This is a genomic window from Bacillus sp. IT-79MI2 (genome assembly GCF_949768135.1).
Classification (GTDB): Bacteria; Bacillota; Bacilli; order Bacillales; family Bacillaceae_G; genus Bacillus_A; species Bacillus_A pseudomycoides.
Window position 1 is genome coordinate 160,391 of sequence record NZ_CATKPV010000011.1, and the last position, 17,580, is coordinate 177,970.

Annotated in this window: 19 protein-coding genes and 2 pseudogenes; 16 read left to right on the forward strand and 5 right to left on the reverse strand. The window is 33.4% G+C overall.

Features of this window, described 5'->3' with window-relative positions:
* Positions 1–15 precede the first annotated feature (15 nt).
* The 15 genes and pseudogenes from ACM6HU_RS00900 to ACM6HU_RS00970 all read left to right on the forward strand — a co-directional run bounded on the left by ACM6HU_RS00900 (position 16) and on the right by ACM6HU_RS00970 (position 11,351).
* Positions 16–240, forward strand: coding sequence for an ADP-ribosyltransferase (locus tag ACM6HU_RS00900; RefSeq protein ID WP_229161527.1), 225 nt, complete (start codon positions 16–18; stop codon positions 238–240).
* 50 nt (positions 241–290) lie between these two features.
* A complete protein-coding gene (locus ACM6HU_RS00905; protein ID WP_016114237.1) occupies positions 291–1,070 on the forward strand; it encodes a hypothetical protein in 780 nt (259 codons plus the stop codon).
* Positions 1,071–1,089: 19 nt separating this feature from the next.
* Positions 1,090–1,788, forward strand: a complete 699-nt coding sequence (locus ACM6HU_RS00910) for a pentapeptide repeat-containing protein (protein WP_016131299.1) — start codon at positions 1,090–1,092, stop codon at positions 1,786–1,788.
* A gap of 120 nt (positions 1,789–1,908) precedes the next feature.
* Complete coding sequence (locus tag ACM6HU_RS00915) at positions 1,909–2,883, forward strand: hypothetical protein (protein WP_016114239.1); 975 nt, start codon at positions 1,909–1,911, stop codon at positions 2,881–2,883.
* Between the two features lie 16 nt (positions 2,884–2,899).
* Positions 2,900–3,355, forward strand: coding sequence for a hypothetical protein (locus ACM6HU_RS00920; protein WP_016114240.1), 456 nt, complete (start codon positions 2,900–2,902; stop codon positions 3,353–3,355).
* A gap of 620 nt (positions 3,356–3,975) precedes the next feature.
* Positions 3,976–4,863: a hypothetical protein gene (locus tag ACM6HU_RS00925; RefSeq protein WP_414847949.1), complete on the forward strand. Its 888-nt coding sequence runs from the start codon at positions 3,976–3,978 to the stop codon at positions 4,861–4,863.
* A gap of 44 nt (positions 4,864–4,907) precedes the next feature.
* On the forward strand, positions 4,908–5,276 hold the full coding sequence (locus ACM6HU_RS00930; RefSeq protein ID WP_016114243.1) for a hypothetical protein: 369 nt from the start codon (positions 4,908–4,910) through the stop codon (positions 5,274–5,276).
* A 220-nt stretch (positions 5,277–5,496) separates the two neighbouring features.
* A protein-coding gene (locus tag ACM6HU_RS00935) for an IS3 family transposase (RefSeq protein ID WP_098116876.1) occupies positions 5,497–7,058 on the forward strand; the annotation gives its coding sequence in 2 pieces (ribosomal slippage) (positions 5,497–6,130 and positions 6,130–7,058; 1,563 coding nt in all).
* Positions 7,059–7,612: 554 nt separating this feature from the next.
* Positions 7,613–8,080 (forward strand): DUF6985 domain-containing protein, encoded by a 468-nt coding sequence (locus ACM6HU_RS00940; protein WP_016114246.1) that lies wholly within the window; start codon positions 7,613–7,615, stop codon positions 8,078–8,080.
* A 551-nt stretch (positions 8,081–8,631) separates the two neighbouring features.
* Positions 8,632–8,865 (forward strand): hypothetical protein, encoded by a 234-nt coding sequence (locus ACM6HU_RS00945; RefSeq protein ID WP_016114247.1) that lies wholly within the window; start codon positions 8,632–8,634, stop codon positions 8,863–8,865.
* Positions 8,866–9,109: 244 nt separating this feature from the next.
* A complete protein-coding gene (locus ACM6HU_RS00950) occupies positions 9,110–9,619 on the forward strand; it encodes an ankyrin repeat domain-containing protein (protein WP_016114248.1) in 510 nt (169 codons plus the stop codon).
* A gap of 136 nt (positions 9,620–9,755) precedes the next feature.
* A pseudogene (locus tag ACM6HU_RS00955) lies at positions 9,756–9,939 on the forward strand (hypothetical protein).
* A 245-nt stretch (positions 9,940–10,184) separates the two neighbouring features.
* Positions 10,185–10,478 (forward strand): annotated as a pseudogene (locus tag ACM6HU_RS00960) (DNA/RNA non-specific endonuclease); the annotation flags it as partial.
* Positions 10,479–10,642: 164 nt separating this feature from the next.
* The gene (locus ACM6HU_RS00965; protein ID WP_016114250.1) at positions 10,643–11,125 is read left to right on the forward strand and encodes a DUF2975 domain-containing protein; all 483 of its coding nucleotides are present in this window, start codon (positions 10,643–10,645) and stop codon (positions 11,123–11,125) included.
* Between the two features lie 10 nt (positions 11,126–11,135).
* A complete protein-coding gene (locus tag ACM6HU_RS00970; RefSeq protein ID WP_016114251.1) occupies positions 11,136–11,351 on the forward strand; it encodes a helix-turn-helix domain-containing protein in 216 nt (71 codons plus the stop codon).
* A gap of 1,022 nt (positions 11,352–12,373) precedes the next feature.
* On the opposite strand, the gene ACM6HU_RS00975 is transcribed toward ACM6HU_RS00970, so the two are convergent.
* Positions 12,374–13,624 carry a helix-turn-helix domain-containing protein gene (locus ACM6HU_RS00975; protein WP_414847950.1) on the reverse strand — a complete coding sequence of 417 codons (1,251 nt, stop codon included), beginning with the start codon at positions 13,622–13,624 and terminating at the stop codon, positions 12,374–12,376.
* Positions 13,625–13,777: 153 nt separating this feature from the next.
* Here ACM6HU_RS00975 and ACM6HU_RS00980 point away from each other — a divergent pair, with 153 nt between their 5' ends.
* Complete coding sequence (locus ACM6HU_RS00980) at positions 13,778–14,536, forward strand: SDR family NAD(P)-dependent oxidoreductase (protein WP_016114253.1); 759 nt, start codon at positions 13,778–13,780, stop codon at positions 14,534–14,536.
* Positions 14,537–14,622: 86 nt separating this feature from the next.
* On the opposite strand, the gene ACM6HU_RS00985 is transcribed toward ACM6HU_RS00980, so the two are convergent.
* The 4 genes from ACM6HU_RS00985 to ACM6HU_RS01000 form a co-directional block, all read right to left on the reverse strand.
* Positions 14,623–15,084: a LysR family transcriptional regulator substrate-binding protein gene (locus ACM6HU_RS00985; RefSeq protein ID WP_229165997.1), complete on the reverse strand. Its 462-nt coding sequence runs from the start codon at positions 15,082–15,084 to the stop codon at positions 14,623–14,625.
* A 245-nt stretch (positions 15,085–15,329) separates the two neighbouring features.
* Complete coding sequence (locus ACM6HU_RS00990) at positions 15,330–15,929, reverse strand: DJ-1/PfpI family protein (protein WP_016114255.1); 600 nt, start codon at positions 15,927–15,929, stop codon at positions 15,330–15,332.
* A 1,241-nt stretch (positions 15,930–17,170) separates the two neighbouring features.
* Positions 17,171–17,374, reverse strand: a complete 204-nt coding sequence (locus tag ACM6HU_RS00995) for a hypothetical protein (protein ID WP_016114256.1) — start codon at positions 17,372–17,374, stop codon at positions 17,171–17,173.
* Positions 17,375–17,387: 13 nt separating this feature from the next.
* Positions 17,388–17,580, reverse strand: a 193-nt coding sequence (locus tag ACM6HU_RS01000; protein WP_414847951.1) for a hypothetical protein, incomplete at its 5' end; no start/stop codon positions are given.

The window sequence follows — 17,580 nt, forward strand, 5'->3', positions numbered from 1 at the left end:
CATAATGACAGTCAAATGCGAGCTGAAAGAGAACTGGCACAAAAGACAGATGGGCGTCATGTTGTGACAATATCAAGTGACATACCCGATTTAAATGGAATTCCTCCTCACCCAAGACCAAGTGGGCCTTTAGCACTAAAGAGTGAAATTTACTATACTGATCCAAGTAGTGGTAAAGTGACGCACAAATGGGAGAACAATTCACGTTTACCTGGTGGGGGTGTATGGATAAAACTGTGAATGAGAAATGTTATGTAACTTTATTTTTTTAGTATTAAGGGAGGATATAAATGAAACCTAATTATTTTTCAATTTCAATGTACCCCACAGTATCTTTTAATCAGGAAGAGATACTAGGGCGTCTTTTGGATGTGTTTGAGTCAAATGAAAAGTTTGCTCCTACTCATTGGGGCAACTGTGAAACAATACGGCTTGAATATAATCGTGAGGAAATTATTGAAAAAGTGATTTCGGAGGGTAGGGTATCTGAAGTTCATCTCTATCGTGATAAATCTGTTAACTATAGAGGGAGTTTTGAAGTTAACTTGAGCAATGGCTCATTTTTGGAGTTTGAGTTTCAAAAATCTATCCCTAAAAAATTCTGGTCAGATTTTTTTATGTTATCTGACCAAATCTTGGAAATTGCGAAGCCTCGTTTTGGAGTAGCTCAAATTTGTTGGCCTTTATCATATCCGTGGAATACCGAACGCGAACGATTACAAATGTGGATGGAAATATCTTCACAACCTATACCAGTTAGGTTTCTTCCAAACGGTCCCTTAGGACTAGGGGCTAGAACATATTTTAGTGGTAATATTTTAGAAATGTTTGACAAGGAATTATTACTAAATAGTCCAGCTGTCGTATCAGAACTGGATTGGGGTGGGATTTGTATAGAACTTTTACAAAATCCATTAGAAGCTGATAATGATACATTGCTTGATAGTTGGTTACATGTAATGAAATATCTGGAACCAGCTCAAGTAATGGCTATACCGAGTTTTCATGAAAGTCGGATGGTTGTAACCTATTCTCCAAATGTTGTTTGGAAGGACTATCTGGAAAGTTAAATGAAAGGAATTCGTAATCATGAATGAGAAAAGTAATGATAGAATAAGAGTCATGGAAATATTAAATCGATCTCAATACAATGATGAGGTTATAGATCAGTTAGATATGAGTGATTTGGACCTTACTTTTTCAGACCTGTCAGAGGTAATGGGAGATCGTATTATGGCAAAACGGGTCATGTTAAGGGCTTCTTCATTAATGAGAGCATCGTTTCATGATTGTGATTTTGAGTTGGCTGATTTCAGAAGTTGTAATTTAGAGGAAATACATATTGCAGATTGTAGGTTTGGTGAAGCGAATTTCTCTAAAGCGAATATGAAATATGCAAAATTGAATATAAGTAGTTGTTTTGAAACATGTTTTGACGAAGTTGATTTTTCATATGGGGAACTAGTTGGAACAATTTTAAATCATGCAACTTTTCGCCATGCGAATTTATCTGGAATTGATGCTACACAGGCGTATTGCACTGGAACGGATTTTAGCAGTGCCAATCTTACAAATGGTAAATTTGAAAAAGCGGATTTGGAAAATGCAAATTTATCAGAAGTAGATGCTAGAAATGCAGATTTTACAGGAGCAACCCTTTTAAATGGGAATTTTACAGAAGCGGATTTTACCGGTGCTAAACTTGACAATGTAGTTTGGACAGGAGCAAATGTAGAAGGAGCTAAGTTTGACGAAAATGTGAAGGAACAAGTGTTGAAATTGATATAGAAGTTGATTTTGAATCGTATGTAAACTTGGCAAATAAGTTTTAATGTATTATTTGTCACAACATATAAAGGGTGTCAAACTGTCACTATAATACTTGCAAACATTCATAGGGGGGATTTAATGATAAACCAAAAAAAGTTAGAAATGGCTTTTAAAAGATATAGCAAAAATTTTGTGGATGGAATCAAATTTGAAGATGTTAAAGATGAATATAATGTTAGTAGAAGAGAGATTGAGGAAATCGTTGAGCAAAATGAAACAGAGAAAGATCACATACTATTAATAGATCTAAGCCAAATTTCTTCATATCACTTGTCACTATGGAAAAATGATGTATTGATCAGCGGTGGAAACAATGTAGAAGGATTAAAGAACATGCAGAAGGTCTTGTTTTACCAGTGCATGGGACAGGATCTCTATACAATCAAGTATCCTGGGATGATGTTGGAATATTCGTTTAGCGAAGTCGTCTTCACATTAGTTCATTTTGCAATGTATGGATGGGAGAAAGAAGAAAATATCTTATTTGATTTTATGACTCATCACTTCGATGGACATTTAATAGACGCCAATGAAGAGAACAGACATATTTGGTTTTTGCTAGAGCTGTACTTGCAGTATAAAAATATAACCATCATGGGAACGAATGAAAAATTACATCTAGCCGTGATAAATAAGTTTAAGGAAGCTGAACTACGATGCGATTTAATCCCTGAAGACCTGAACATTTATGATGAAGTGCTGGGACGTTGGTCGACTGATGATATAGAAGAAATAGAACATCTAATTTCGATAATGTCTCAGTATCATTCTGCATTAGCTTCTGAAATCGGACAGCTAGGTGAATTTGGCGATTTCGGATACGGATTTTATCCTTTTGAAATCTTATTCTTGATCCATGTAAGAAAACAACTAGGATTGCCAGTACCTACTCAATTCGATAATTTTCTGATGAATACTCCAGAAGCGAAAATGGTATTTGGAGAACGTGAGCCATACCCTGAGTGGGACCCAGTGCTTCAGATGATCGATCAATTTTATCGTAAAAACTACCCGGAATATATTCCTAACAAGCATGGAGAATTATTTCAATAAAAGGGAGGAAGCTAATATGCCTAATCAAGGGATAGCGCAGATTATATTTCCTGATAGCAAAGATTTGGAAACGTTTTTGAAGGAGCAAGGAAGTTATGACTTACATGAAGACCTATTAAAATATGGATTGACGACGAAACAGTTTTTATACGTTGACTATAAAGGTGAGCAATACCAAGAAATTGTCAATTTTATTCTTGATTACGAATTTGCCCACCAAATTGAATTAGCAACACAAGAAGAACTCGAGAAATTAGAAGCATTTAATTATGAATTTTTACCTGAAAAGATCAAGGAGGTCAACAAAATACTGTCACCAAAGGGGTATGGACTATTTTCATATCCAAATTCGGGCGACTTCTTCGCACTATTCATTGTAAAAATAGAGAATATAACAAAATTGCTGCAAGAAGAAGTGCTGCTCGATGATAGAATCCCTTTTCAAGAAAGGTGTATCAAGTATTATAGATAGACCTAAGATTGTATGTCTTCAACCTTGACTCCGGTCAAGGTTTCTTTATAAGTTAATATCAAGATTGCATAGCTATCTAGAATGTTGTGGATTTGAAATAAAGTTTAATCGTTTATAACAAAGTTTAACCGTTTTGAAAAAAGATTAACTGTTTATAAAAAAGATGCACCGTTTTATCCCTTTGGATTTACTTATCTATGGGGATATTTTTATTAAGAAAAGAAACAAAATATATAAATTGAATATAAAAACGTTTTGATTCTTTAAAAACATTCCATAATTTAGTATTATTTATATATGGAATATTTTGTTTGTACGAAAGGGGTAACTTGATGTTTTTTCAAAAATATAAGGGTTTGATTCTCGGGATAGTTGGTGCTGTTATTTTGGCATTATCCGTCATTTATCTTAAAGATTTAGATTATATATAGGGCGTGTATTAAGATATTTTTCTTTAACATTAATAATTATAGGATGGGTTATTGCCTGTAATTCGAACCACTTCTATAAAAAAGGAGAATAGTAAAAAAATAGAAAAGTATAAAAAGGGTTCATTAATGAAAAATGAGGCAACGTCCATAGTTAGAATTTGAAACGGAAAAATATAGGAGAGTAGAATAATGAAAAAAATTGTTAAAGTGATTGGATTTTTTCTTTTTAGTCTACTATTAATGGTAGGATGTACAAAAGAAAATAAAGTTTCTAGCGCAGATCTTTCTGATGATATTAATAAATTTGTACGTAGTAATGGTTTTATAAACTATAATGCTGTAGCTTCTAAGTTTAGTGAGAATGATATTGGTTATATCTTTCCTTATTCCTCTATATCTACAAAGAAATTGCAGGAAAATAGATATGAGACCGTAATAGAAGGAATTATCGATGATAAAAAAGAAGAACCGTATGGAAAATATTTAACACTTACTATAAGTGCTAAGCCAGATGAAAAAGGACATTTAAACTTAGATGAATTCACAACTAAAGATGAATTTAATAATCGGTTTAAGATTATAAAGGTAGAAAAAAATAAAAAGAATTATGATATATTGATGAATAAGTATAAAGATAAAGTTGACATAGGGTCTATATTACCAGAAGACATATCAGCAGAGAATCCAATCCATAAGAATACTATGTATAAAAATATCGAAAAGTATTATGAGATTCCTAATCAGACGGAAGAACTTTCAGAAAGTTATGCAGAGGCATCGGGCATAACGGAACAACTCAGCAACTGTATAAGAGGTTCTCAAGAACTTGGTACTATGAATGAACAAGTTAAAGAGGGCTTATCTTCAAAAATTAATGAAAATCTTTCAAAAGAAGAATTAGGAAAATTAAAATACACACAAACAGCGCGTATTTCTAAAAATTATTATATTGTATTACTTTTAGAAAATGCTGTTGATAATATAGAAGATGTAAAAGCAATTATAATTTTTAAAGATACCGATCCCAAAGATACAACATTATCGTCTTTAGAATTTATTGATTTGAAGAAAAAATAATAGCTTTATAGCACTATTTAAAGAAGAGGGAAGGAATTATTTTTATGTTATTTATTTGGAAAAGAAAAGGTCTTTTAGTTCCATTAGCCTTGTTTTTGGGGTATATACCTGTTATAGCTCTAGCGGGTATAAGTATGGATATGAATATTGAACAAGGAAGTTTGTTGAATAAATTAATTGGATTTGTAATGTTATTATTGATGTTTTTACCTGCTTTAATTAACTATCTTTTTACTAAATATTTTGTAAAAGATGAAGGTATTAAGATTGTGACTGATGAAGAAGGAAAACAATATAAAATTGACACTTATAGTAAATTTTTTTTTATAAGAAATTTTACTTGGACATTTATATTTTTAATATTTGAAATCATCGTACTGATAAAATCCATTGTTAGTTCATACACCAATTAATCGTTATATAAGTTTTAAAACCTAGATTATGTAGAAAAAGAAGTTAGACAATAATTATAGAGTATTGTGGAGTAACTCAGGTAGAAAATGATCAAGCTTTTTTATAAAAACCAACTTAAATTTGCTAAAAAAGAATCCATTTTGATCAATTCTTGATATGCTCCCCATTAGGTAGACAGATACAAAATAAAAATCTGTTTATCTAAGGGGAGTATTTTTTATGGCTCGAATGAAATATTCTAAAGCTGAAAAATTGGCTGTTTTATCTCTTTATAAAGATGGTCATCATTCAATAGCTGACATTACTACTAAATTTCCGATTGATCCTGGGACGATTAGAGATTGGAAGAGAAGGTATGAAGTGAATGGTGAAGACGGCCTAGAAGAAGCACTTTCTTGGAAGCGTTATTCAAAAGAGCTAAAGTTAGCAGCCGTCAATGATTATCTATCAGGACACGATTCGTTAAGCAAGGTTATCCAAAAATACAATATATCCAGTACGGCGGTTTTGGGAAAATGGATTAAAAAGTATAATAGTCATAGAGAATTAAATGATACCGGTAAAGGAATGACAAACTCTATGACAAATAGAAGAAAAACAACATTAGAAGAACGAATTCAAATTGTAAATTACTGTCTACAACACCAGAAAAACTATCAGCTCGCAGCCGAAAGCTATGAAGTTTCTTACCAACAGGTATATCAATGGGTCAAGAAGTTTGAAGCAAATGGTGAAGAAGCACTACAAGATAAACGCGGTCGAAAGAAAGAGGAATATGAATTAACAGCTGAAGAAAAGTTTAAACTGGAAATGAAACGTTTAGAGCGAGAAAATGAACGATTGCGTGCAGAAAATGCTTTTTTAAAAAAGTTAGAGGAACTCGAAAGGAGGCGTCGTTAACAAGCGTTCGTCTACAAAATAAATATAGAGCGATTCAAGATTTACATGCGAATGAAAATCTACCAGTAATCCTTTTATGTGAAATTTCTGGTGTATCTCGTGCTGCTTATTACAAATGGCTACAGCGGACGCCAACAGCTAGAGAATTAGAGAATGAAGCAATTCTTCAGGATATTCAAGCTATTTATGCACGAGTAGGAGGCATTTATGGGTACCGAAGAATGAAATTAAATATGAATAGGTTATATCATAAAAAGTTTAATCACAAACGTATTTATCGCTTAATGCACATCACTGGATTACAGTCCGTGATTCGTCGGAAAAGAAAGCGCTATGTTCCCTCATCTGCGCAATATGTCGCTGAAAATCGACTCAATCGTAAATTTACTGCCAGCAGGCCCAATGAAAAATGGGTAACAGATGTCACGGAGTTCAAATTAGGAAACGGAAGGAAAACGTATTTAAGTGCCATTTTAGATCTTTACGATGGCTCCATTATTAGTTATGTATTGGGACATTCAAACAATAATAAATTGGTATTTCGAACATTGGATCAAGCTATCACTATATTAAAAGAGAATGAACATCCATTGATTCATAGTGATCGAGGGTATCAATATACATCACATGGGTTTAAGAGGAAAATAGAAAAAGCAAAAATGATTCATAGCATGTCACGTGTAGGAAAATGCATAGATAATGGACCAATGGAATCGTTTTGGGGAACGTTGAAGTGTGAAAAGTATTACCTACATAAGTATGAGACATTTGAATCGTTACAACAAGCGATAGATGATTATATTCAGTTTTACAATAACGAACGTTACCAAGAAAGATTAAACGGCTTAAGCCCATTAGAATACAGGGTTCAAGCCGCTTAAAGTGTTTTTATTATTTCCACTGTCTACTTGACAGGGAGCTGTTCATCTTTTTTCAAGGTGGATTCTTTTTATTTATTGAAAAATACCGGTTTGAGAGGGTGATTCTAATCAAACTGTATTTCAAAGCAACAAATGTGCTATTTTTGGCCATGTACGATTGTAATAACGCCATGTGTTACGGTAATCGTTCATGTTCTTGCAAATCTATTTAAAACTTTTCGTATGAACATTAGTCAAAATAATAAAGATGTTTTGAATTTGGAAGGCTTGATACTAGAAATAGAAAAATAAGTTGAGAAATGTGCCTATTTTGTGAGTTACTTGGACACTGACAAAGGTACATGCTCAATAAAGGAAGTCAATAGCGACGTTAGGAGAACGTAGTGGCTATTGACTTCCTTTATTTTTACAACTGGGTTAGAATGAGGGTAAAACAGTGCAACTCGTGCAATCATAAATGCTGAATTTGGATATCTGGGTGGTGTAGGAGAGATAAACGCAGGAGCGTTTAAACCCGGAGGATTTGCTAATAGACATAAGGAGGAGCTTGTAAAATGATTTTAAATGATTCGGTTTTCGGTAAACTTGAATATGAGTATGGCTGGGTTAAGGATACTACAATTCATTTTTTGGGAAAAGAAACTGAGATAACTTTAATGATAGATGGGGAAGAGGACGACAATTTTGATGAAGAACAATATGTAGCATACACCTCGCTTATGCAAAATTGGGAACACCTGCAACAAAGTTTTTTGCAACCGATTTTAGAGTATTATAAACAAGAGCGACATGAACTAGGTTATGATATTGAAGTAAATGAAAGTTATCCATTAGTTGAAACAACTGATCAAATATTAGAAATGATAGATTTAGACGGGATTGTTGTTCCTTATGGGGATTTGTGTGAAGGTAGAGACATTAGATTTACACTTAATTGTGCATGGGATACAGAGAATGGGCTAGGAATTCGTATGTTAAATGAGATAGTAACTGAAGTGGGTTACCAGGATATTGCGATTTAAGTGTAACTATTAATCAATAATACGCATGGATTGGAACGTATCGGCATAGGGAAATATAGACAGATAAAACAAACTTTATTTGAAGTGTACAAAAAAAGAAAAGGTCATTTTGAAGAATTGACCTTATGATGGTTTACCATCATAAGATCTTGTTTGGACCTCCGTTCCTTGATACGATAAAATAAGGCACACGAACTTAGGCGAGATGACATTTTAATGGGCGACGGGTGCAATGTGGAACGCATAGTAAACTAACGAATGCATACAAGCTCGTACGTTTTAAAGGTATTACATGTCATGATACACGAAAAGTGTCATATTGTTTTTACGACGTAATAAAATGCACAAATTTAGAGCTAACCGTGAAAACTTAGAAAACACATGAACTTAAAGCACTTGATTGTCAATTATGGCAACGAGTGCTTTTTGTATTTTAGCGTAGAAATAAGTCGGTACACGTATAATTTTATAAGTATACTAAGGGTACGGGTAACACTGTAAGCGATTATCTTGATGATATAGTCGAGGCTGGTAGTGTCAATGCCACAAAGATGAATAAGCTTAAAAATGCCATTCAAAATAATACTTTTAGTGTAGATGAGTTGTCTGAGATTAGTAAAAAGATGTCTGATTTAGGCATTACTAAAGAATATAATGAAGCATTAATTAAAATTGATTTTGGTAAGTATCTTAGAGGACTAATAGGTGACCCACCTACTGATATGAGAAATCCACATGCACATCATATTCTATTTAAAAAAGGTCTTGGCCAGAAGCAAAAATAACTTGTTCAAGAAGGTCAAGAAATATTAAGAAGGTATGGGATAGACCCAATAATTGGTGAAGAAAACCTTGTTTGGGCACCAAATGCCGTAATAGGACAGCATAGTCTTGATGCTTTGGAGATTGTTGTAAAGCGGTTAAGGGATGTTGAAGCAATAGACGGTGACTTTGATGATATTGTTGAAACTCTTAAAGATTTAGGAGACATAGCTCGTACAAGATAGTAGAGATACAGGAGGTAATGGTATGGATGAAAAAATTTTAAATAAAGCAATAAGAAATGCAATTAAAATTGGTGATATTAATGAAGTAAAACAATTAATAGGTAATGATAAAGAAATTTTGAACACAATGACTACATTTGGAACATGGTTACATGTAGCTGCCAAGAAAGGACACCTTGAAATGGTTGAGTATCTAATTAATAAAGGTATAGATATTGATGCTAGAGGTGGTACATTTGATGCTTCTGCATTAAATTTGGCAGCAGGAGCTGGGCATTTGGAGATAGTAAAGTATTTAATTGAGACTGGCGCAGAATTAGATGTGAGCTTAGCAAAAAGAAATCCATTATTCGGTGCGATTTATGGTGGATATAAAGAAGTAGCTGAGTTTCTAGTTGAAAAAGGAATAGATATTTCAATTAGATACACTGGAGAAAATATTAAGAATATGAATGCTTATGAATATGCTAGAGAATTTGGGCAAACAGAAATTGCTGAATATTTAAAGCAGAAAATGGATGAAAAAGAATAGGCTGTTAAAAAGTACATACTCCATGATGGTTGTACCATCATAAAGTATTACGTGCAATGATAGAACTGAAAACGAAGTACGACCTTAGGTGAGATGACATTTTATTGGGCGATGAATATAAACACATGGAATGTATATGAAACTAATGAGCTCGTACAAACTCGTTAGTTTTAACGTAGTAGTTTTCATGACATACAAAAGGTGTCATACTATTACTACAAAACTTACAAGTTTAATGCTACTTAAAAATAGATGAACTTAAAGCACTTGATTGTCAACTAAAGACAACAAGTGCTTTTTATTTTGGGATTATAACATAGGGTACGGGTAAAAGTAGTGCTGAAGTGAGTGAAGTTAAAACATTAGTGGACAAAGGAAACATTTTACAAACGGAAGAAAAAATAGGTTAAAACCGAATATTAGGTATAAAACAGGAGAGTTTGACTATTCTTATGAAACCGATAGTCTTGGAAGAATTGAAAAATTTGAAACTGATAAGCTATAATTAACTGAAAGAGAGAAGAGATTATCACATAGTAAAAATACACCCGGTAAAGTAAAAGGACAAGACCATGCAGGGCATTTAGCAGGTGATAGATTTGGAGGATCACCTAAAATTGATAATTTGGTATCGCAATTATCTGATGTTAATTTGAAGCAATATAAGAAGATTGAAGAAAAATGGGCTGCAGCTTTGAAAGAAACACCTCCCAAAGAAGTAACAGTTGCTGTTGATATAATTTACTCTGGGAATGATATGCGTCCGGATAAATTTATAGTAAATTATTTTATTTTTGCACCAGAACCTATTAAACTATTTGGAAGTTTTGTTGAACAAGTTGTAAATTTAACATTTTAAAGTAAGAGCATTTCTTTGTAATGAGAAATGCTTTTTATTTTTGTCAAAATTAAAAGGATATTTCAATAACAATAATAATATAATAAAAAACAATATAATTTTATTGTAAAACGATAAATAATATGATAATATCATGTTGTCATTAAATAAGCGAGGTGCTTTTTATGAAACAAGTTACGACACTCTTTTTAAAGCTAGCTGTTATTTTTATAGGAATCCCAGTTCTTGCACTGTGCATATTTTTGGTGCCTAAGATCGGGAATTTTGCTGGAGAATTGTATCCAGATATTGCTTATTTGAAATCTCTCGTTTTAATCGATATGTATGCGGCAGCGATACCTTTTTACTTTGCTCTGTATCAAGCTTTTAAACTTTTAAGCTATATTGATAAGAACCAAGCGTTCTCGGAATTATCGGTAAAGGCTTTAAAGAATATAAAATACTGTGCCATCACGATCAGTACCTTGTACCTGCTAGGTATGCCACTCTACTATCTCATGGCGGAAAGAGTTGACCCTCCAAGTTTCATACCAATCGGATTGGTCATTATTTTCGCCTCTATGGTGATCGCCGTTTTTGCTGCTGTTCTCCAAAGACTTTTACAAGAAGCTATTAATATAAAATCAGAAAATGATTTAACGGTCTGAGGTGGAGGATATGGCAATTATTATTAATATTGATGTGATGTTAGCAAAACGAAAAATGAGCGTAACAGAGCTTTCGGAGAGGGTTGGGATTACGATGGCGAATCTTTCCATTCTGAAAAACGGGAAAGCAAAAGCGGTTCGTTTTTCAACATTAGAAGCGATATGTAAGACTTTGGATTGTCAACCAGGTGATATTTTGGAGTACAAAAGCGACGAAGACACTTAATAAAAACAGACAACAACTTTCTTCAACCAACGGGATTAGATAGTGAAATTAAGATGAAGGGATAGCCTGATGTTAAATATATATAACAACAGCTAAACATTGAAATTAAAAGCCTTTATCTTTGATTACTAAGTAATTATCGATAAAGGCTCTTTTTGTAGCCTTGGAACAAAGTTTGATTAAATTAACTTAATAAACCTTGATAAAAAAGGCAAATTAAAAAAGCGTGTTTTTTCATTTTAGGGGGTATTTTATTTACAGAAAATTTATTATACTCTTACTTAAAAAGGGTGGTGGACTTTTTGGATATAACTTACTATGTTTCAGAAGATACTTATAAATACGTAGTAGCAACCGTTACAAAAAGACTTTTACTTTACAGTGAGATATTTGTTCATATTTTTTCTTTTTCAGCATGGACTATTGATTATCAAATATCTAAACATAAATACACTTCCTCCTTTATTCCATTGTTAGGAACAGCCTTCCTTATAATAGTTTTTTCTATAATTATTCATTTCTTGTTTCAAAAAGTAAAACCAATAATGTTTATACGTAAGATAGTTTAAAAAAATCGTGGGGTAATAGGAACCATTTCGTTTGAACTCCACAATAAAAATATATGTATAATCTCTAACGGTGAACAATTAGAATACAATCGTTACAAAGTACACAGTGTAAAGGAATTAGAGTCAGCATACTGCATTATAATTCCGAAAGGTACCTATATTGTAATCCCTAAACATTCTGGGATAGATAATGTAGATGAGGAAGAATATACGAACAATCTTCAACTGATTATAAAAGAAATACAGGAAGTTCACTCACGATGATTAATACTAACAGGGGGCAATCCGTATCCATTAAGTTAAGAAATTAATGTCCCCAAAATGAAAATTCTATGCCTTTTATAGCAACGAAGTTCATTTTTATCATTTTGGGGCAACCTATTCTGGTTAGCTTGATGGTGATGTGCTGGTACCCCTATTTGATCTGTTGCCCAAATTTTCATTGATAGATAATTATGTCGTTGTATGATCGGAAAAATGATCATTTCTAAACTGCCTGGGGGTTAAACCTGTGTGTTTTTTAAAGATTTTTATAAAATAACTTTGGTCGTTGAAATTCAGCCACATGCCGATGTCTAAAATCGAATAATTTGTTAAAAGTAATAGCTTTTTTGCTTCGTCAACTCGTTGCCGTTGAATGTATTCACTTAGTGGTTTACCAACTTCTTTTTTAAAAAGTGATGATAAGTAATTTGGGCTTAAACGACACATTTGTGCAAGGTGATCAAGTGTGATATCGTCATAAAGATGGTCATAAATATAATGTTGACAAGCTGTAATTGTTGCAGAATATTTTTCTTCATTTAATTGGTGCACACGATTGGTAAAATCCATTATGGCTTCTTCCGTTAATTTCAATATTGCTTTTAAGCTTCCTAATTCCTCGAGTTGTTGAATATAGAAATCGCTTAAGGTAAAGGCCGTTTCATCATTTAAACCACCTTCAATGGCCGCTCTGCAAACAAGAGCAATTCCAGTAATCATTAAATTTTTTTCACTTCTTAGGCGATTTCGTTTCGATAATAATCCTAATTCCGCCTCACCGACAATAGAGTAATCGAAGATATCCTTTAATTTATTTATCCGTCCGTTTTTGACATAATCAAGCAAAACCCGTTCATATGAAAGATTGGAATGAAAAATGAAATTCCTTCTCCCTTTTGAAAGCTCAAGATCCGGATTCTCTAATTCAATCATATCAAGGGTCAACGCTTTATTGTTTTGGATGACCATCGTTTTATCAAGCTTTTTATGGTACATCAAATAATAAACCAATAGACTAATCGTTAGGAATTGTTGACTATCAATAATGGGGATGGAATGATAGTATTCAATGAGTTTCCTTTTATTCAGGTTTCCTTTAAAAGCATCAAGGATCTTGCTAATATTTTCATCAGATATTTCTGACTCAAGGGTAGGGCCTAAAATAATGGTACCTAAAAATAGGTTCGTTTTTTTTAGATTGACAAAGAAAAAGTTCAAATTTGAATTCGAAAAGAAGATAGGAAAATCCTTTGGATTCTCTTCATAAGTATAGACACTGATCTGCTCTTTGAACGGGCTGTAATATGGATGATCCCGTAAGTCTCTACTTGAAAATTCGTATTCAATCTCACCAAATTGATTGACATAATAAACAGGTATTTGATGAACTTCATAAATAAGCTCACATATATGTTGTAAATCTTGTATGACTATTTCCATCTATTCCATAAACTCCATTCATTTTTTTTGAAATTGGATACATTTTTAGAATGCTTAAATAAATACTATTATTCGTAAGATAATACAATATATATTTTTATACAAGCAATAAAATGATTGATGTAAGAAATTATAAGCAGGGAGGAATTAAACATGGAATTATCAAATAAAATTGCTGTCATAACTGGTGCAGGAAGTGGAATCGGAAGAGCAAGCAGTTTGAAACTTGCTAGTAACGGTGCAACAGTTGTATTAGTCGATTTCAATCAGGAAACAGGAGAAGAAACGTTAAAACTTGTGAAAGAACAAGGTGGAGAAGGCATCTTCGTCCAGGCCGATGTCTCGAAAACTGAAGATGTGCAAAACTATGTAAATAAAGCAGTCGAAACATATGGACGTATTGATATATTTTTCAACAATGCAGGTGTTATCCAAAAGTTCGCACCTTTCACTTCAGTAGAAGAATCCGAATTTGACCGCATTATGTCTATCAATGTAAAAGGGGTCTTCCTTGGAATGAAATATGTGTTAAAAGTGATGGAGGAGCAAGGCAGTGGCTCTATTATTAATACTGCTTCTACTGCAGGGGTTCGTCCTGAACACAGTGTAGCTGTATATTCTGCAAGCAAACATGCGGTTGTAGGCTTAACCAAGGGTGCTGCATTAGAATATACGAAAAAAGGAATTCGCATTAATGCACTCTGTCCTGGCGGTGTGAAAACAGCATTAACAACAAGTGTTGAAGCTCAGTTTGCAAAAGGTGGATACGTTCCAGAAGAGTTTTCCAATATGAGAATGGGTCGTTATGCTGATCCGAAAGAACTCGCTGAAATGGTTGCTTACTTAGCATCAGATAAGGCAAGCTATATGTCCGGTTCAATTGTTCTTGTAGATGGCGGGCTAACTTTATAGTCAATAAAAACATCGAGTAGGGTTCTTCCCATTTAATAATTAGGGGCAGTTATGACTGTCCCTAATTTATTTTTTTAAAACCTGACTCAATCATTCATGTGTGTTGTTAAAAGGTTAGCAAAGTTTTGTGCGGTTTGTGATAGGTAATGATTCTTCAGCCATATTAAGCCTATCGATGCAGCTAACTCCCTATGTGTAATTTTGCAAGCAACAATATCGTCGTTATTGTATTGTTTAATGACGGTTTCCGGTACAATAGCTCCTCCAAAGTCAGAGGCAACCAAATCAAATAAAAGGGAGATATCAGAGCATGCGGCAATAATGTTCGGTTGTAGCTGAGCCTTCGAAAATGCTTCCAAAATCAAATAATGCACTCCAAGTCCTTCTGTGCTCGGTAAAATCAGAGGATGGTTTTGAATTTCAGCAAGCGTAACCTCACAATTAAACGGTTGCTTTTTAGTTGAAGCAATAAAGTAAAAAAGTTCTGTATGAAGATGGGTCACTGTGAACCCCTGTAATTCGAGTGGTAATCGGATAATTGGGGTCACCTTACATGCCCATCAACTTAAGAAATTCGTTGTTACCCCAAACTGAAAAAATGAGCTGAATTGTAGATAGATAAAAATTTTTGTTTAGGGGGGACTTCATAACCTTAGCTTGATAGCGGTGTGGTGCTACCCCATATAGGAAACTACATAAAATATAAAAAAACACCCACTAAATTGGAAAAAATTTCAGTTGTGGCGGGTTATTCTTTGAATCGTTTCCGTACCCCAATAAAAAAGAATTCAAATTAACTCCAAACAACACCTCGCCTCTCGTATTCCATTCTATATTCAACGGCAGCTGCAATTTTGGGGCTTGCGAACCTTTCCGTGATCCAAAGTCCCAAATCAAGTCCTGAAGTGACTCCTCTTGCGGTGATAATATTCCCTTGATCAACAATTCTGTAACGAAGAAGCTCTGCCCCGTATTCACTGATTTCATTCTGCGCCAAATAGTGCATCGTCGCCTTTCGACCATTCAATATACCGGAGGCAGCTAGTAGCATACCTCCTGTACAAACCCCAGCAACGATCGTTCCTTCGTTGTACATCTCTCTAATCATTTCGGTCAGGGTTCCAAGCTCTGCTTGCTTTCGTGCCCCATGTTCAGCTTTATGATTCCAGCCACCACCAGGTACAATTAACAGATCTGGACGATTATCCATTCGTAAAAAATCATTTAGTTTAACCGTAACTCCAAACGAAGTAGTAATTTCTTGTTTTGATTCACTTGATATTAGTTCAACCGTAAATGGAGCCCCTTCTTCTATCGCTCTTTTGAGTACTTCAAAAGGTGCGAAAGAGACAAGTTCTCCGAAGCCGTCAAACAATATAATTTGTATTTTCATTTTTAGAACACCTCATATGCTTTCTTTTGTGAATCGTAGACATATAAAACGATTCGGCGATTATGTAATTGATTTACAAAAAAATCCTCATCCAATAGAAGAAGCAATACCTCTATAAGCACAATAGGTCATAACTGGAAATAAAAGTAATTCTATGACCTATTTTTACACGTATCTCGGCTGTACCCCTATTCCGCCTACCCATTCATCCCCCAAGAAAATATATAAATAAAAAAGATAAGACCAGAACTCGGTCTTATCTATGGTATAAGGAGAAACAACTAGGGTGATAACCATTACTTTTTTATCATATTACATTAACTGTTAATTTTAAATATTATAGCTAAAATTAGTGACAATATCCATATTGAGAAATTTATTACTAATTTGTTTGTACAATATCAAAAAGTATGAAAATAATTTTAGGTTTATACCGAAAATAAAACACACCTTTTGGTACACATTAGCTATAAGAATTTAATGATTAATTTTACAAATTATAAAAAGTCATGAACTTAGTTTTACTTTCTATTATATACAAGTAGTTAGGGGGCAATATCATAGGATAAAGATTGTTCCAAATATCCACCCGGAACTTTCTGATAAGTTAAAAAATCTAACAACGAAATGTTTAAAATACAATTACATTTGAAAAAGAGTAGTGGGTTCAAGTTGTTATTTACATGAACTCCAAAGAAAAAAGCCAAATTCTGGATAGATTTGGCTTTTTTCTTTTTACGCATTTGTAGCTAAAAATAGCATGGTCTTTAAATCCTTGTTAGGGGCAAGAATTTAAAGAAGAGTTTAGCTTAATTATGATTTTACATAAATTACATATTATAGTAAATTGATATTATTTATACTAAATATTGTAAAAATTCAGGAATTTAATCCTTATATTATTTATGCACAAAGTTATAATTAGTGAGTTTTACAAATGAACCGTCCTAAAAAGCGAACGAGCGTTTACAAAGGTATCCTTTTACAGATGAGTCAAATTTGAACAGGGATTTAGTGATGTGAGTAAATCATTAAATGAAATCATCGAAATAAATAAGAACAGGAGGTCTGCGAGGGAGATAGTTGAATCATACGCTGGGAAGGAAGATAACTAAAAAAAGAGAAAGCTTGGTCTTTAATTTCTCTTTTTTTAGTTGATTAAATGACGATGTAAACTAGTGCTGCTATAAGATTTGGAATAGCCATTATTAAAAAACCCTTTGATTGGTCGATACGGCCAATCAAAGGGTTTCCTTTTTTGAAAATAGGGTTCCTTTATTACCTAAAATTAAGCTATCAATGAAGTAAGCTAAAGCTAACCCCATGCTAATTAACCCGAAAGTTCCACATACATAATAAATGTGACTCCAATCCCGACTAAAATAAGCTTCTACAGATACGATAAGTAATAGAAGTATTCCTGAAATAAGTCCTCTCTTTATCATTATGATCCCTCTTTCAAAAAGATTTAATATCCACATTATACCATATTGTTGAGTGTATATTTTTTAAACAAATTCCGATAACGAATTTTACGTTAACTAGCACCTCTTGCGGGGAGGGGGGGCTATTTTTTTGCAGTAGCAAAGATAAGATTTCATTTTTAGAAATTGTCTTAGCGTATAAAATCCGCGTTTTGCCGTCAGTACCC